Here is a 16,398-nt window from a genome sequence, read left to right as displayed (position 1 = left end):
ACAGATGGTGAGCTGTACGTGTGCCGTTCACCTGATCGAAGTGATCCGGTCGATCAGTGGGTGGATGTTTTCGGCCATGGACATCCCCCGTTTCGGAATCCCCGAGAAGCTCGCCGACCGCATGAGCATGGCGGAGCAGCACGACTACCTCCGCTCCCGGCTGACCCGGCGCGGAGTACTGCGTACGAGCGTGGCGACCGCCGCGGTCGCGGGCGCCGGCCTCTCCACGGCGGGCCTCGCCGCCTCCCCCGCCCAGGCCGCGCCGACCGTACCGGTCCGGCGCTCGACGACGCAGGTGGACGGTTCGCTGGTCGCCCCGTTCGGCCGGCACCTCGCGTACGGCGCCGACCCGAGGACGCAGATGCGGGTCTCCTGGCAGGTGCCGTTCGCCGTACGGCGTCCGTACATCCGGATCGGCCTCAAGCCGTGGGCGCTGAGCCGGAGGATCGACGCCGAGGTGCGGCACCTGACCACCCCGGTGCTGAACGGCGGCAAGATCGCGGCCGCCGAGCAGTTCTACGTGCACGCGGGGCTGGACCGGCTGCGGCCCGGGACGACGTACTACTACGGCGTCGGGCACACCGGTTTCGACCCCGCCGATCCCGGCAACCTGGGCACGCTCGGCACCTTCACCACCGCGCCCTCGCACGCCGAGTCCTTCACCTTCACCGCCTTCGGCGACCAGGGCGTGAGCTACCACGCCCTCGGCAACGACCAGCTGATCCTGGGCCAGAACCCGGCGTTCCATCTGCACGCGGGCGACATCTGCTACGCCGACCCGTCCGGCTCCGGCCGGGAGACCGACTCGTACGACGCGCGCACCTGGGACCAGTTCCTGGCGCAGACGGAGACGGTGGCGAAGACCGTGCCGTGGATGGTGACGACCGGCAACCACGACATGGAGGCGTGGTACTCACCGGACGGCTACGGCGGGCAGAACGCCCGCTGGTCGCTGCCCGACAACGGCCCGGACCCGGTGCGGCTGCCCGGTGTCTACTCCTTCACGCACGGCAATGTCGGGGTGATCGCGCTCGACGCCAATGACGTCTCGTACGAGATCCCCGCCAATCTCGGCGTCAGTGACGGCCGCCAGACCCGCTGGCTGGACCGGCGGCTCGGTGAGCTGCGCGCACGTCACGACATCGACTTCCTCGTGGTCTTCTTCCACCACTGCGCGTTCTCGACGACGAACTCGCACGCCTCCGAGGGCGGGGTGCGCGAGGCATGGGTGCCGCTGTTCGAGAAGCACCAGGTGGACCTGGTCATCAACGGCCACAACCACGTGTACGAGCGCACGGACGCGATCAAGCGCAACGCCGTGTCCCGGAAGGTCCCCATCGGCGAGCGCACCGATCCCACCAGGGACGGCATCGTGTACGTCACCGCGGGCGGTGCCGGGAAGTCGCTGTACAACTTCCCGGCACCCGACAGCTACGAGGGGCACGTCCAGGACCAGGACAGCGTGAAGACGTACCACTGGGTCAAGGGCGGTGCGAAGGAGACCGAGACCGTGGAGTGGTCGCGGGTGCGCTACACCGGCTACTCGTTCCTGGCCGTGGAGGTACGGGCGGGGCGGCAGGCCCGGATGAGGGTCAGCGCGCTGGCCGAGTCGGGCGAGCGCATCGACCACTTCGAGATCGCCCGGGGCCGCTGACCGGCGGACCGGCCGCCGGTGAAACCGGCCGGTCGGCGGTACGGGGGCCGGTCGGGGTGCGGGCCGGTACGGCAGCTGGTCGGCGCGCGGGTTCCACCGGTCCTCAGTGACCGGTGGAACCGCCGTTGTCCCTGCGGTCGAGGGCCCGCTGCAGGGCGGCGGCGGCGTTCTTCCGCTCGGCCTCGCTCGGGCGGTGGGCGTGACGGACGCGGCGGACAGTCGTCTCTGCCATGGTGGATCGACTCCTTGAGATCGTTGAGATCGCGAGAACTGCGAGATCGAGATTTCGAGGTGCCGGAAGGGGCGGGGAGCGGGCGCCGCAGGGATTGCCTGCGCGGGGCGCGCGTTCACGACCGCCGATCGCTGGATCAGCGAGACGTTCGGCTCCTACAAACGTAAGTCAGGTCGGCCGCTCTGTCTCCACAATTACTCGGGCTTCCTACTATCTGAGACGGAGCGCTCCCGCACCCACCGCTCCCAGCCCCCGGCCATGGCGGCGGAGGCTGACCGACCGGACCCGGTGCCGGGCGGCCGGCCACCGCGGCTCGGCCGGATTTGACCGGCAGCCCTCTGGTCCCCGGCCGACCGGCACCGCAGACTGCGTGCCATGTCACAACCCACATCCCAGCAGTGGACGCCCATCCATGGCGCCCCGTACCGGTCCGTCCCCTACCACCCCGAGCGGATGCCGGCCGATGAGTCCCTGACCAACGCGGCCCGGCTGAGGCTGCGCATGGACGAACGCAGGACCGTACGACGGTTCTCCACCGACCCGGTGCCCGAGCAGGTGATCCGGGACGCGGTCGCCTGCGCGTCGACCGCCCCGTCCGGCGCCCACCAGCAGCCGTGGACCTTCGTCCTGGTCAAGGACCCCGACGTGCGGCGACGCATCCGGGAGGCCGCCGAGCACGAGGAGAAGATCAGTTATGACGGCCGGCTCGGCGAGGAGTGGCTGGCCGCGCTGCGGCCGCTCGGCACGGACGCCGTGAAGACGCACCTGACGGACGCGCCCGGACTGATCGTGGTCTTCCAGCAGCGGTACTGGCTGGGCGAGGACGGCACCAAGCACAAGCACTACTACGTCGACGAGTCGGTCGGCATCGCCGTCGGCATGCTGCTCTCCGCCCTGCATCTGTCGGGTCTCGCCGCGCTGATCCACACGCCGAGCCCGATGCGGTTCCTGCGCGAGGTGCTGAACCGGCCGGAGAACGAGAAGGCGTTCGCGGTGATCCCGGTGGGCTACCCGGCCGAGGACTGCCGGGTGCCCGACCTGGTGCGCAAATCGCTGGACCAGGTGATGGTCGAGATCTGACCCCGCCCGGCGGGGGCGGGAACGGCAACCGCCCCCGTCCGGCGTGGGGGGCCGGGACGGGGGCGGGGACCCGTGGCGGAGCCGGGCGGCTCCGGTGGGGATGTCAGCCCTGGTGGGGGTAGACGTAGTCGGTCGGCGGGACCAGCGTCTCCTTGATGGCGCGGGTCAGCGTCCAGCGCTGGAGGTTCTGCGGGGCGCCCGCCTTGTCACAGGTGCCCGAGGCCCGGCCACCGCCGAAGGGCTGCTGGCCGACGACGGCGCCGGTCGACTTGTCGTTGATGTAGAAGTTGCCCGCGGCGTACCGCAGCTTCTCCATCGTGTACGCGGCGGCGGCACGGTCGTTGGCGATGACCGAGCCCGTCAGCGCGTAGTCCGACACGGACTCCATCTGCTCCAGCATCGCGTCGTACGCGTCGTCCTCGTAGACGTACACCGCGACGATCGGACCGAAGTACTCGGTGGTGAAGACCTCGTTGGCCGGGTCGTCGCACTCGATGACGGTCGGGCGGACGAAGTAGCCCACCGAGTCGTCGTAGGTGCCGCCCGCGACGATCGTGCAGGACGGGTCGGCCTTCGCGCGGTCGATGGCCGCCTTGTTCTTGGCGAAGGACCGCTCGTCGATGACGGCGCCGATGAAGTGCGACAGATCGGTGACGTCACCCATGGTGATGGAGTCGACCTCGGCCGCGAACTCCTCCTTGAAACCGGAGTTCCACAGGGAGGCCGGGATGTACGCCCGGGAGGTGGCCGAGCACTTCTGGCCCTGGTACTCGAAGGAACCACGGGTCAGCGCGGTCTTCAGGACGGCACGGTCGGCCGACGGGTGGGCGACCACGAAGTCCTTGCCGCCGGTCTCGCCGACGAGGCGCGGGTAGGTGCGGTACTTCTCGATGTTCGCGCCGACCGTCTTCCACAGGTGCTGGAAGGTGGGGGTCGAGCCGGTGAAGTGGATACCGGCCAGGTCGCGGTGGTTCAGGGCCACCTCCGAGACGGCGATGCCGTCACCGGTCACCAGGTTGATGACGCCCTTGGGCAGCCCGGCCTCCTCCAGCAGCTCCATCAGCAGCACGGCGGCGTGGGTCTGCGTCGGGGACGGCTTCCACACCACGACGTTGCCCATCAGGGCGGGCGCGGTCGGCAGGTTGCCCGCGATGGCCGAGAAGTTGAACGGCGTGATCGCGTAGACGAAGCCCTCCAGCGGGCGGTGGTCCATGCGGTTCCACACACCGGTCGAGTTCGCCGGGGGCTGCTCGGCGAGGATCTGGCGCGCGTAGTGCACGTTGAAGCGCCAGAAGTCGATCAGCTCGCAGGGACAGTCGATCTCGGCCTGCTGGGCGGTCTTCGACTGGCCGAGCATGGTCGAGGCGGCCATGGTGGCGCGCCACGGGCCCGCCAGCAGCTCGGCGGCGCGCAGGATGATCGCGGCGCGGTCGTCGAAGGACATCGCGCGCCACGCCGGGGCGGCGGCGAGAGCGGCGTCGATCGCGTCCTGCGCGTCCTGCTCGGTGGCACCGGCGAACGTACCGATGACGGCCTTGTGGTTGTGCGGCTGTACGACATCGACGCGCTCGCCGCCGCCCATCCGCTTCTCGCCGCCGATGGTCATCGGCAGGTCGATCGGGTTCTCCGAGAGCTCCTTGAGCTTCGCCTCCAGCAGGGCGCGCTCGGTGGAGCCCGGGGCGTAGGAACGGACCGGCTCGTTGACCGGCGCGGGAACCTGGGTCACAGCGTCCATGGGTGCCTTGTCTCCTTGCGTCAGGGGTTCGTCAGGGGGTCGGGGATCAGCCCGGAGGTCAGCCCTTGGTGATCATCGAGCGGAGGAAGAACAGCAGGTTGGCCGGGCGCTCCGCGAGCCTGCGCATGAAGTACCCGTACCAGTCGGTGCCGTACGCCGTGTAGACGCGCATCCGGTGTCCCTCGGCCGCCAGCCGGACGTGCTCCTCGCTGCGGATGCCGTACAGCATCTGGAACTCGTACTCGTCCAGCTTGCGCCCGGACCTGCGGGCCAGCTCCTGGGCGATGGCGATGATGCGCGGGTCGTGCGACCCGATCATCGGGTAGCCCTCGCCCTCCATCAGGATCTTCACGATGCGGACGTACGCCTTGTCGACCTCGGCCTTGTCCTGGTACGCGACGGTGGCCGGCTCCTTGTACGCGCCCTTCACGATACGCACCCGGCTGCCCGCGGCGGCGAGCCTGCGGGCGTCGTCCTCGGTGCGGAACAGGCACGACTGGATCACACAGCCGGTCTGCGGGAAGTCCTTCCGCAGCTCCTCGTGGATGGCGAACATCGAGTCGAGGGTGGTGTGGTCCTCCGCGTCCAGGGTGACCGTGGTGCCGATCGCGGCGGCGGCCTCGACGACCGGGCGGACGTTGGCGAGCGCCAGCTCATGGCCGCCGTCCAGGGCCTGGCCGAACATGGAGAGCTTGACCGACATCTCGGCCCTGGTGCCCAGGCCGAGGTCCTTCAGCCGCCCGATCAGCTCCAGATAGGCGTCGCGCGCGGCCGCGGCGTCGGCCGGTTCGGTGATGTCCTCGCCGACCACGTCCAGGGTCAGTTCGAGACCCTTGTCGGCGGCGTCCTCGATGACCGGGACGACCTGCTCGACGGTCTCACCGGCGATGAACCGGTCGACGACCTGCTTGGTGCCCGGGGCGACCGACACGAAGCGACGCATCTGGCCGCTGCGCGACGCGGCGAGGATCACGGAACCCAGCACGGGGACACCTCCACGGAAAAGTATGAAAGGGGGCTGTGGCAGGCCAAGGGGAACAGACCGGTACAGCACGGAGAACCACCGTGAAATCTAAGGATTCCACCGCCGCTACGCCATCGACAGGTGTCACGCATCCGTGGCCGCCATCTCAGACATATGTCTGAAGAAGTGCGAGGATGGCGGGGTGAAGGGTGATTACCAGGAACTGGTCGACGAGATCTCCGGGCTGCTCGGCGCCCCCGCCACACTGGAGAACCGGGACTTCGGCCTGGTGGCCTTCGGCGCGCACGACAGCGACGACGACACGGCGATGGACCCGGTCCGCACCCGCTCGATCCTGACCCGGCGCTCCACCCCCGCCGTCCGCGCCTGGTTCGAGGGCTTCGGCATCACCCGGGCGACCGGCCCGGTCCGCATCCCGGCGACCCCCGAGGCCGGGGTGTACCGCAGCCGGATCTGTCTGCCGGCCCGCCACCGGGGAGTGGTGCTCGGTTACGTGTGGCTGCTCGACGCCGAGCCCGGACCGACCGAGGCGCGGCTGGACGCGGCGATGGAGGTGGCGGCCCGGATCGGGGCGCTGCTGTCCGAGGAGGCGCGGGCGGGCACGGACCTGTCCCGCGAGTTCGGCGCGGTGCTCACCGCCGCGCACGGCTGGCAGCGCGACATGGCGGTGGCCGCGCTGCGGACGGCCCTCGGCGCCGACGCGGACGGACTGCACACCCTGGTCGGCATCGGCCCCTGGGCCGGCGAGGCCCCCTCCGCCCGTACGGTCACCTCGGCGGCGGCGCTCGCCACCGTCGCGTCGGACTCCGGCGACCTGTCCCTCGCCGTCCTGGTCCGGCTGCGCTCCCCCGACGTACTGGACCCGGCGGTCACCGCGGCCGACCGGCTGCGCGCCCTCGCGGGACCGGCCGCGACGGCCGGGATCGCCGCACCCCGCCGCGGCCTGTCCGAGCTGACGGCGTCCTGGCACGAGGCGTCGGCCGCGGCCCGCGCCGCCCACGCGGAGACCCGGTACGGTCCGGTCGCCGACTGGGCCTCCATCGGCCCGTACCGGCTGCTGACCGCGCTGCCCGCGCTCCCGGACGCCGCTCCCGACCACGCCGTCCGCACCCTGCTCAGCCCGCCGCACACTGAACTGGCCCGGACCGCCGAGGTGTTCCTCGACTGCGCGGGCCAGGCGAGCCGCACGGCGACCGAGCTGGGCATCCACCGGCAGACGCTCTACTACCGGCTCTCCCGGGTCGAACAGCTCACCGGCCTCGATCTGAACGACGGCGAGGACCGGCTGCTGCTGCACATGGCGTTGAAGAGGGCCCGGATCTGAGGGAGTCGCGTGCCCCCGCCGGGCTCCTTCGGACCGCGCGGCCCCGGTCCGTACAGCCTCGGTCCGTACGTCCTCGGTCCGTACGGCTTCAGACCGGCGCCTCAGGTCTTGCGGCCCTCCAGGACCACCTTGAGACCGTCCGTCAGGTCCTGCGCCGACGGCGCGGAGTCGCCGTCGATCATCCACTGCACCATCACGCCCACCAGGAGCGCCTGACAGAACAGCCCGACCACCCGGGCGCGTTCCGGGTCCGTCCCGGGGTCGATGCCCAGCATGTTCTCGGCGAGTCCGTCCCGTCCCTCGCGCTGCGGGCCCGCCAGCGCCCGCTGGAGTTCCGGATCGGTGTCGATGCGGGAGACGACCTCCATCTGGAGCTGCCAGACCGGCCGGCTCTCCTCGTACGAATCGATGACCCGGCCCCACACCTCGCGGAACTGGTCGAACGGGTCCCGCCGCTCTCCGGCACTCTCCGCGACCTGCGGGGGCACCTCGCTGATCAGGTCGCCCCACTCCTCGGTCAGCTTGATGAACGCCTGGTTGAGCAGGGCCTCCTTGGAGCCGTAGTGGTAGCCGATGGAGGCGAGGTTGGTGCCCGAAGCGGCCACGATGTCGCGTGCCGTCGTCCGGGAGTACCCCTTGTCCAGCAGGCAGCGCTTGGCGCCTTCGAGCAGATCCTCACGATGTCCCATGACAGCAGCGTACCCGGCGTCCAGACGCGTGTGTGAGACAAGCGTCTATACGCCGGGCACGGGGGCTCGACCGGGCAGGCGGCTCAGTCGGTGAGGTTCACCGAGCGGGCGGAGGCCGCGCCGATCTCCTCGGAGATCTCGTTCAGGATCGACTGCGGGACGTCGTCGTCGACGGTGAGCACGACCAGCGCCTCGCCGCCCGCGTCCGCGCGCGAGACCTGCATGCCCGCGATGTTGAGGCCGCCCTCGCCGAGGATGCGGCCGACGGTGCCGACGACGCCGGGACGGTCCTGGTACCGCAGGACGACCATGTGGTCGGCGAGCGCCAGGTCCACGTCGTGCTCGCCGATCGCGACGATCTTCTGGAGGTGCTTGGGACCGGACAGCGTGCCGGAGACCGAGACCTCCTCACCGTCCGACAGTGTGCCCCGGACGGTCACCACGTTGCGGTGCTCGGAGGACTCGGAGCTGGTGGTGAGACGGACCTCGACACCGCGCTCCTGCGCGAAGAGCGGGGCGTTGACGTACGACACGGTCTCGTCGACGACGTCCTCGAAGACACCCTTGAGCGCGGAGAGTTCGAGCACCTTCACGTCGTGCTGGGTGATCTCCCCGTACACCTCGACGTCGAGGCGGACGGCGACCTCGCCCGCGAGCGCGGTGAAGATCCGGCCCAGCTTCTCGGCGAGCGGCAGTCCGGGGCGCACGTCCTCGGCGATGACCCCGCCCTGGACGTTGACCGCGTCCGGCACCAGCTCGCCGGCGAGGGCGAGCCGGACGGACCTGGCGACGGCGATACCCGCCTTCTCCTGGGCCTCGTCGGTGGAGGCGCCGAGGTGCGGGGTGCAGACGACCTGGTCGAACTGGAACAGCGGGGAGTCCGTGCAGGGCTCCTTCGCGTACACGTCCAGACCGGCGCCCGCGACGCGGCCCTCCTTGAGCGCGGAGGCCAGCGCCTCCTCGTCGACGATCCCGCCGCGCGCGGCGTTGACGATCCGCACCGTCGGCTTCACCTTGTGCAGCGCGTCGTCACCGATCAGCCCCAGCGTCTCGGGGGTCTTCGGGAGGTGCACCGTGATGAAGTCGGCCACCTCCAGCAGCTCGTCCAGGGTGAGGAGCTTGACGCCCATCTGCGCGGCGCGGGCCGGCTGCACATAGGGGTCGTACGCGACGATCTTCATGCCGAACGCCGACATGCGCTGTGCGACCAGGACACCGATGCGGCCGAGGCCGACGACGCCGAGGGTCTTCTCGCTCAGCTCGACACCGGTGTACTTCGAACGCTTCCACTCGCCGTTCTTCAGGGCGGTGTTGGCCTGCGGGATGTGCCGCGCGGTGGCGACGAGCAGACCGCAGGCCAGCTCGGCGGCGGTGACGATGTTGGAGGTCGGTGCGTTGACGACCATCACGCCGGCCTTGGTGGCCGAGGAGACGTCGACGTTGTCGAGACCGACGCCCGCGCGGGCGACGACCCGCAGCTTCCTGGCGGCCGCGATGGCCTCGGCGTCGACCTTGGTGGCGGAGCGCACCAGGATGGCGTCGACATCGGCGATGGCGGGGAGCAGTTCGGCGCGGTCCGCGCCGTTGCAGTGCCGGATCTCGAAATCCGGACCCAGAGCATCGACCGTGGCAGGCGACAGCTCTTCAGCGATGAGTACGACAGGTTTCGAGCTCACGTGAGTCCTCACTGGTCCAATGCGGACGGCCGTCCCGACGGCCGCAGGCGGTGGAGGGGCTAGCCGCGTGGAAGACGCACGACACTGTGTGCCCTGACGCGTGTATGTGTGGAGAAGTGTAGTCACTCGCGGGGCGCGTTCTGTGCCCCGATGGAAGGATCACCCACACGGGATGGACGACTTGTACACACGTACGGAGCCGACTCCTCCAGCGGTGAGAACGGCGGACGGTGCCGCCGGACGGCCCGCGGGGACCGTCCGGCGACCGGCGCCGTGACCGGCGGCGTCCGCCCGGGGGCGGAGCTCGCCGGGAGCGGCACCAGGAGTTACGCGTCCTCGTTGTCGACCCAGCTCATGAGCTTGCGCAGCTCACGGCCGGTGGTCTCCAGCAGGTGGTCGCTGTCGGCCTTCTTGTACTCGTTGTACTTGGGCAGGCCGTTGTGGTACTCGGCCATCCAGTTCTTGGCGAACGTGCCGTCCTGGATCTCCGCGAGGACCTTCTTCATCTCGGCCTTGGTGGCGTCCGTGATGATCCGCGGGCCGGTGACGTAGTCGCCCCACTCGGCGGTCTCCGAGATGGACCAGCGCATCTTCTCCAGGCCGCCCTCGTACATGAGGTCCACGATCAGCTTCAGCTCGTGGAGGCACTCGAAGTACGCGATCTCCGGCTGGTATCCGGCCTCGGTCAGGGTCTCGAAACCGGCCTTGACCAGAGCGGCGGTGCCACCGCAGAGAACGGCCTGCTCGCCGAAGAGGTCGGTCTCGGTCTCCTCGGTGAAGGTCGTCTTGATGACGCCGGCGCGGGTGCCGCCGATGGCCTTCGCGTACGAGAGGGTCAGCGCGAACGCCTTGCCCGAGGCGTCCTGCTCGACGGCGGCGATGCACGGAACGCCGCGGCCCTCCTCGTACTGACGGCGGACCAGGTGACCCGGACCCTTCGGGGCGACCATGCAGACGTCGATGCCCTCGGGGACCTTGATGAAGCCGAAGCGGATGTTCAGGCCGTGACCGAAGAACAGCGCGTCGCCGGCCTTGAGGTTGTCCTTGATGGAGTCCTCGTAGACCTTGGCCTGGATCGGGTCCGGGACGAGGATCATGATGACGTCGGCCTCGGCGGACGCCTCGGCCGGGGTCACCACACGCAGACCCTGCTCCTCGGCCTTGGCCTTGGACTTCGAGCCCTCGTGCAGACCCACGCGGACGTCGACACCCGAGTCACGCAGCGACAGCGCGTGGGCGTGGCCCTGGCTGCCGTAGCCGATGACCGCGACCTTGCGGCCCTGGATGATGGACAGGTCGGCATCGTCGTCGTAGAACAGCTCGGCCACTGGGTTTTCTCCTTGGTGTGCTGGTGTTGCGTCCCACCGTACGGCGGGGTGCGTCTCTGTCGTTTTCCGGTCCCGCCGCGATGGAGCCGGCGGGACGACTCTTGCGCGTCGGCGACTACGCCGTACGGTCGAGGGCGCGCAGCGAACGGTCGGTGATCGACCGCGCGCCCCTCCCCACGGCGATGGTGCCGGACTGGACGAGCTCCTTGATGCCGTACTGCTCCAGCATCTTGAGCATCGCCTCCAGTTTGTCGGCTCCTCCGGTCGCCTCGATCGTGACGGCCTCCGGGGAGACGTCCACGGTCTTGGCGCGGAACAGCTGGACGATCTCGACGATCTGGGAGCGGGTCTCGCTGTCCGCGCGGACCTTCACCAGGACGAGCTCGCGCTGGATCGCAGCGGTCGGCTCGAGTTCGACGATCTTCAGGACGTTGACCAGCTTGTTGAGCTGTTTGGTCACCTGCTCCAGGGGCAGGTCCTCGACATTCACGACGATGGTGATGCGGGAGATGTCGGGGTGCTCGGTGGTACCGACCGCGAGCGAGTCGATGTTGAAGCCGCGTCGGGAGAACAGGGCGGTGATCCGGGCGAGAACACCGGGCTTGTTCTCGACGAGGACGGAGAGTGTGTGCTTGCTGGACATGGGGCGGTCTCTCTCTGTCTCTCAGTCGTCTTCGTTGTCGCCGAAGTCGGGGCGGACTCCCCGGGCGGCCATGACCTCGTCGTTGGAGGTGCCCGCGGCGACCATCGGCCAGACCATGGCGTCCTCGTGGACGATGAAGTCGACCACGACGGGGCGGTCGTTGATCGCGTTGGCCTCGGCGATGACCTTGTCCAGGTCGGCCGGGTCCTCGCAGCGGATGGCGTAACAGCCCATGGCCTCGGACAGCTTGACGAAGTCCGGCACGCGGGTGCCCTTGGACGGGTTGCCGTCGACGTCGGTGCCCGAGTGCAGCACGGTGTTGGAGTAGCGCTGGTTGTAGAACAGGGTCTGCCACTGGCGGACCATCCCGAGCGCGCCGTTGTTGATGATGGCGACCTTGATCGGGATGTTGTTGAGGGCGCAGGTGGTGAGTTCCTGATTGGTCATCTGGAAGCAGCCGTCACCGTCGATCGCCCAGACCGTGCGGTCCGGCATGCCCGCCTTGGCGCCCATGGCTGCCGGGACCGCGTACCCCATCGTCCCGGCGCCGCCGGAGTTGAGCCAGGTGGCGGGCTTCTCGTACTGGATGAAGTGCGAGGCCCACATCTGGTGCTGGCCGACGCCCGCCGCGAAGATGGTGTCCTCGGGGGCGAGTTCGCCGATGCGCTGGATGACCTGCTGCGGCGAGAGGCTGCCGTCCTCCGGCAGGTCGTAGCCGAGCGGGTAGGTGTCGCGCCAGCGGCTGAGGTCCTTCCACCAGGCGCTGTAGTCGCCGGTACGGCCCTCGGTGTGTTCCGCCTGGACGGCCTGGACGAGGTCGGCGAGGACTTCGCGGGCGTCCCCGACGATCGGCACGTCGGCGGCGCGGTTCTTGCCGATCTCCGCCGGGTCGATGTCGGCGTGGACGATCTTGGCGTACGGGGCGAAGCTGTCGAGCCTGCCGGTGACGCGGTCGTCGAAGCGGGCTCCGAGCGCCACGATCAGGTCGGCCTTCTGGAGCGCGGTGACGGCGGTGACCGCGCCGTGCATCCCGGGCATGCCCACGTGCAGCGGGTGGCTGTCGGGGAACGAGCCGAGCGCCATCAGGGTGGTGGTGACGGGGGCCCCGGTCAGCTCCGCGAGCATCCGCAGCTCCGCGGTCGCGCCCGCCTTCATCACGCCGCCGCCGACGTACAGCACCGGGCGCTTGGCCTGGGTGATGAGCTTGGCGGCCTCGCGGATCTGCTTGGCGTGCGGCTTGGTCACCGGGCGGTAGCCGGGCAGGTCCATCGTGGGCGGCCAGCTGAAGGTGGTCCTCGTCTGGAGGGCGTCCTTGGCGATGTCGACGAGGACGGGGCCCGGCCGGCCGCTGGAGGCGATGTGGAACGCCTCGGCGATGGTGTGCGGGATGTCCTCGGCCCGGGTGACCAGGAAGTTGTGCTTGGTGACCGGCATGGTGATGCCGCAGATGTCGGCTTCCTGGAAGGCGTCCGTGCCGATGGCCTTGGAGGCGACCTGGCCGGTGATCGCGACCAGCGGGACCGAGTCCATGTGCGCGTCGGCGATCGGCGTGACCAGGTTGGTGGCTCCCGGCCCCGAGGTCGCCATGCAGACGCCGACCTTGCCGGTGGCCTGCGCGTAACCGGTCGCCGCGTGTCCGGCGCCCTGCTCGTGCCTGACCAGGACGTGACGGACCCGGGTGGAGTCCATCATCGGGTCGTACGCCGGAAGGATCGCACCGCCGGGAATACCGAATACCGTGTCCGCGCCCACTTCCTCCAGAGACCGGATGAGTGACTGCGCGCCCGTGACGTACTCGACGGGGGCGGACGACGGTCCGCCGCTACGGGCTCGCGGCTGGGGGTGGTGGGCCCCGGTGGCCTGCTCGGTCATCGGCATTCTCTTCTCGAAGCTGAGGTTTTTGCGGGGTTCGGGAGGTGTCGGTGCAACAAAAAACCCCTCGTGCCGTGAGGCAAGCGAGGGGAGCGCGCCGGTGCGGTCTGCGGAGTCTTCGGTGACGGACTCCGCTTCAGCCGACGCGCTTTCCAAGTACGAGAATTCGGGTGCGCATGGCATAGACCCTCCCTCCGGCGCGCTCGGTGTGTCAAGTGGGTGGGACGGGCGTCTCACCATGTGAACTGCTGAGGAGTGGGATCGGGCCACCGGTCAGGACGTGCCGGGTGAGCGGATCGCCCGGCACGGGGAACTCGCCGCGCGCCAGGACGCACCGCAACCGGTACTCGTCGAGCGGTCCGGAGAACGCCGCGCCCTGCCCGTGCGTGCAGCCCAGTGCGCGCAGCGCGAGTGCCTGCTCCGGGGTGTCGACCCCCTCGGCGACGGACTGCATCCCGAGGTCACGGGCGATCCGCAGCAGCCCGCCGGTGATCTTGTGCAGCCGGGGCGACTCCACGATGCCGTCGACGAGGCCGCGGTCGAGCTTCAGTACGTCGACGGGGAGCCGGCGCAGCGCGTTGATCGCGGCGTATCCGCTGCCGAAGCCGTCCAGCGCGATCCGTACGCCGAGTCCGCGCAGCGCGGTCAGCCGCTGTTCGAGGTCGTCGAAGGGGATGTGGGGGTCGCTGTCGCCGATCTCCACCATCAGCGTGCCGGAGGGCAGGACGTGCCGGGCGAGAAGGGCTTCGACCGAGCTGAAGGGAAGCGTCCCGTCGGTCAGCCCGCGGGCGGAGAGGCGGACGGACACGGTGACCGAGTGACCGGCCCCGGCCCGGTCCGCGGCCTGTCCGACGGCCTCTTCGAGGAGCCACCGGCCCAGCTCGGCACCGCGGTCACCGCCCTCGGAGGCGCGCAGGAACTCGGCCGGGGTGAAGAGGACGCCCTGCGCGGAGCGCCAGCGGGCCTCGGCGGCGACGGCGGCGACGGTCCCGCTGGAGAGGTGGACGACGGGCTGGTGGAGGAGGGCGAACTCGCCCTCGCGCAGCGCGGTGCGGAGCCGGGTGGCCAGTTCCGAGCGGCGGATCACGTCGGCCTGCATCTGTGGCGCGTACAGCTCGACCCGGTCCTTGCCGCTCGCCTTGGCGCGGTACATGGCGAGGTCGGCGTTGCGCATGAGGTCGTTGGGGGTGATGCCGGGCTCGGCGAAGGCGACGCCGATGGAGGCGGCGACGGCGACCTCGTCACCGCCGACGCGGTACGGCTCGGAGAGCGTGAGGCGCAGCCGGTCGGCGATCTCATGGACCTGGTACTCGCGGCCGGCCTGGTCACCGCCGCCGTCACCGAGGATGAGCGCCGCGAACTCGTCGCCACCGAGCCTGGCCGCGGTGTCCCCGGCCCGCACCGAGTCCTGGAGACGTCGGCCGGCCTGGACGAGGAGTTCGTCGCCGGCCTGGTGGCCGAGCCGGTCGTTGACGGCCTTGAAGCCGTCGAGGTCGATGAAGAGCACGGCGGTGCCGGGGTCACCGGCCCTGCGGCCCTCCAGGGCCAGGCGGACCCGCGTGGTGAACAGCGCCCGGTTGGGCAGGCCGGTGAGCGGGTCGTGTTCGGCGTTGTGCTGCAACTGGGCCTGGAGGCGGACCCGTTCGGTCACGTCCCGGCTGTTGAGGATGAGCCCGCCCTGGTGGCGGTTGACGGTGGACTCGACGTTGAGCCAGTCGCCGGAGCCCGATCTGAACCGGCACTCGATGCGGGTGGTGGGCTCCTCGGCGGGCGGGGCGGCGAGGAACCTCCGCACCTCGTGGATCACGCGCCCGAGGTCGTCCGGGTGGATGATCGAGGCCAGTTCGGCGCCGACGAGGTCGTCGGCGTCCCTCCCGTACACCCCGGCGGCGGCCGGGCTGACGTAACGCAGTATGCCGGTCGGGGCGGCGATCATGATGACGTCGCTGGAGCCCTGCACCAGGGAGCGGAAGTGGTTCTCCTTCTGGGCGAGTTCCTGGGTGAGGGCGATGTTGTCTACGAGCATGATGCCCTGGCGGACGACCAGGGCGAGCACGACGGCGCATCCGGTGAAGACGACGACCCGGTCCACCCGGTGTCCCTCGACGACGTTGTAGAGGATGCCGAGGGTGCAGACGGCCGCGGCGAGGTAGGGCGTCAGCGCGGCGAGCGAACCGGCGATGGGGCGGCCCGTGGTGGGCCGGACGGGCGGCCGGGGGCGCTGCCCGCAGCCGGCGCGGCGGGCGCCCCAGGGCGCGTACGCCAGGAGCAGCGAACCGGTGAACCAGCCCGCGTCCAGGACCTGCCCCGAGTGGTAGGTCTGGCGCAGCAGCGGCGAGGTGAACAGGGCGTCGCACAGCACGGTCAGCGCGAGGGCGGCGATGGCGGTGTTCACCGCGGAGCGGTTGGCCCCGGCCCGCCGGAAGTGCAGCGCGAGCACCATGCTGACCAGCACGATGTCCAGCAGCGGGTAGGCCAGCGAGAGGGCGGCGCGGGCGACGCTCTCGTTGCGGAAGCCGACCGCGTGGGCGGTGTGCGCGAGCGCGAGGCTCCACGAGAGCGTGAGCAGCGATCCGCCGATCAGCCAGGCGTCCAGTCCCAGACAGACCCAGCCGGCCCGGCTGACCGGTCGGCGGGCGAGGACGAGCAGGCCCACGATGGCGGGCGGCGCGAAGCAGAGGAAGAAGGCGTCGGCGAGCGAGGAGCCGGGCACGGGCCGCTCCACCACCACCTCGTACCACCCCCAGACGGCGTTTCCGCCCGCGGCCATCGCGGAGGAGACCGAGAAGAGCAGCCAGGCGGGCCGGAACCGGCCGCTGCGGGTCCGGGCGTAGAGCAGACAGGAGACGGCCGCGATCAGGGCGGCGGCGCTGAGGCCGAAATCGCCCATCATCTTGGCGAGCCGGGGGCTGCCCCAGCCGAGGGCCGCCCCCACGCCGTACCCGGCGCAGACGAGGCCGAGCAGAATGCGCGGCACCAGGCGGGCGCGGGCGCCGGCACGCGTACCGGCTCCCGCCGTCCCGGTCGGTGCCCCGCCCTCCGTCCCCCCGGTGACCGACCCGGGGGACGGCTCCGGACAGGGGGGCGGCTGACTGCACAGCAGTGTTCCGAGGCCGCTCACCGAGGCGCTCCCGGCGACGCGGGCCTGAGGAGGTGTCTGCGCACCGGGAGGAGGCGTCT

Annotated in this window: 12 protein-coding genes; 3 read left to right on the top strand and 9 right to left on the bottom strand. The window is 70.4% G+C overall.

From position 1 onward, the window contains the following. Positions 1-76: 76 nt before the first annotated feature. Positions 77-1,654, top strand: coding sequence for a metallophosphoesterase family protein (locus tag PZB75_RS23515; RefSeq protein ID WP_275537281.1), 1,578 nt, complete (start codon positions 77-79; stop codon positions 1,652-1,654). A 103-nt stretch (positions 1,655-1,757) separates the two neighbouring features. Here PZB75_RS23515 and PZB75_RS23510 read toward each other — a convergent pair whose 3' ends face one another. Beyond that, the gene (locus PZB75_RS23510; RefSeq protein ID WP_275537280.1) at positions 1,758-1,886 is read right to left on the bottom strand and encodes a hypothetical protein; all 129 of its coding nucleotides are present in this window, start codon (positions 1,884-1,886) and stop codon (positions 1,758-1,760) included. 375 nt (positions 1,887-2,261) lie between these two features. Between PZB75_RS23510 and PZB75_RS23505 the strand changes: the two genes are divergently transcribed. Next, positions 2,262-2,966 (top strand): nitroreductase family protein, encoded by a 705-nt coding sequence (locus PZB75_RS23505; protein WP_275537279.1) that lies wholly within the window; start codon positions 2,262-2,264, stop codon positions 2,964-2,966. Between the two features lie 103 nt (positions 2,967-3,069). Here PZB75_RS23505 and pruA read toward each other — a convergent pair whose 3' ends face one another. Together pruA and PZB75_RS23495 are read right to left on the bottom strand one after the other, a co-directional pair. Next, a complete protein-coding gene (pruA, locus tag PZB75_RS23500) occupies positions 3,070-4,701 on the bottom strand; it encodes an L-glutamate gamma-semialdehyde dehydrogenase (protein ID WP_275537278.1) in 1,632 nt (543 codons plus the stop codon). A gap of 58 nt (positions 4,702-4,759) precedes the next feature. Next, positions 4,760-5,686 carry a proline dehydrogenase family protein gene (locus PZB75_RS23495; RefSeq protein ID WP_275537277.1) on the bottom strand — a complete coding sequence of 309 codons (927 nt, stop codon included), beginning with the start codon at positions 5,684-5,686 and terminating at the stop codon, positions 4,760-4,762. A gap of 181 nt (positions 5,687-5,867) precedes the next feature. On the opposite strand from PZB75_RS23495, the gene PZB75_RS23490 reads away from it, so the two are divergent. Further along, positions 5,868-7,010 (top strand): PucR family transcriptional regulator, encoded by a 1,143-nt coding sequence (locus PZB75_RS23490; RefSeq protein WP_275538838.1) that lies wholly within the window; start codon positions 5,868-5,870, stop codon positions 7,008-7,010. A 101-nt stretch (positions 7,011-7,111) separates the two neighbouring features. On the opposite strand, the gene PZB75_RS23485 is transcribed toward PZB75_RS23490, so the two are convergent. From PZB75_RS23485 to PZB75_RS23460, 6 genes are all read right to left on the bottom strand, one after another. Next, complete coding sequence (locus tag PZB75_RS23485) at positions 7,112-7,699, bottom strand: TetR/AcrR family transcriptional regulator (RefSeq protein WP_275537276.1); 588 nt, start codon at positions 7,697-7,699, stop codon at positions 7,112-7,114. A gap of 83 nt (positions 7,700-7,782) precedes the next feature. Further along, complete coding sequence (gene serA, locus PZB75_RS23480; RefSeq protein WP_275537275.1) at positions 7,783-9,375, bottom strand: phosphoglycerate dehydrogenase; 1,593 nt, start codon at positions 9,373-9,375, stop codon at positions 7,783-7,785. A 326-nt stretch (positions 9,376-9,701) separates the two neighbouring features. Continuing rightward, complete coding sequence (ilvC, locus tag PZB75_RS23475; RefSeq protein ID WP_275537274.1) at positions 9,702-10,703, bottom strand: ketol-acid reductoisomerase; 1,002 nt, start codon at positions 10,701-10,703, stop codon at positions 9,702-9,704. Between the two features lie 115 nt (positions 10,704-10,818). Beyond that, the gene (gene ilvN, locus PZB75_RS23470) at positions 10,819-11,346 is read right to left on the bottom strand and encodes an acetolactate synthase small subunit (protein ID WP_275537273.1); all 528 of its coding nucleotides are present in this window, start codon (positions 11,344-11,346) and stop codon (positions 10,819-10,821) included. 21 nt (positions 11,347-11,367) lie between these two features. Continuing rightward, positions 11,368-13,224 carry an acetolactate synthase large subunit gene (locus tag PZB75_RS23465; RefSeq protein WP_275537272.1) on the bottom strand — a complete coding sequence of 619 codons (1,857 nt, stop codon included), beginning with the start codon at positions 13,222-13,224 and terminating at the stop codon, positions 11,368-11,370. A 205-nt stretch (positions 13,225-13,429) separates the two neighbouring features. Beyond that, positions 13,430-16,198 carry an EAL domain-containing protein gene (locus PZB75_RS23460; protein WP_275538837.1) on the bottom strand — a complete coding sequence of 923 codons (2,769 nt, stop codon included), beginning with the start codon at positions 16,196-16,198 and terminating at the stop codon, positions 13,430-13,432. Positions 16,199-16,398: the final 200 nt, after the last annotated feature.

The organism is Streptomyces sp. AM 4-1-1, assembly GCF_029167625.1.
Classification (GTDB): domain Bacteria; phylum Actinomycetota; class Actinomycetes; order Streptomycetales; family Streptomycetaceae; genus Streptomyces.
This window is presented reverse-complemented; position numbering and strand designations above follow the sequence as displayed.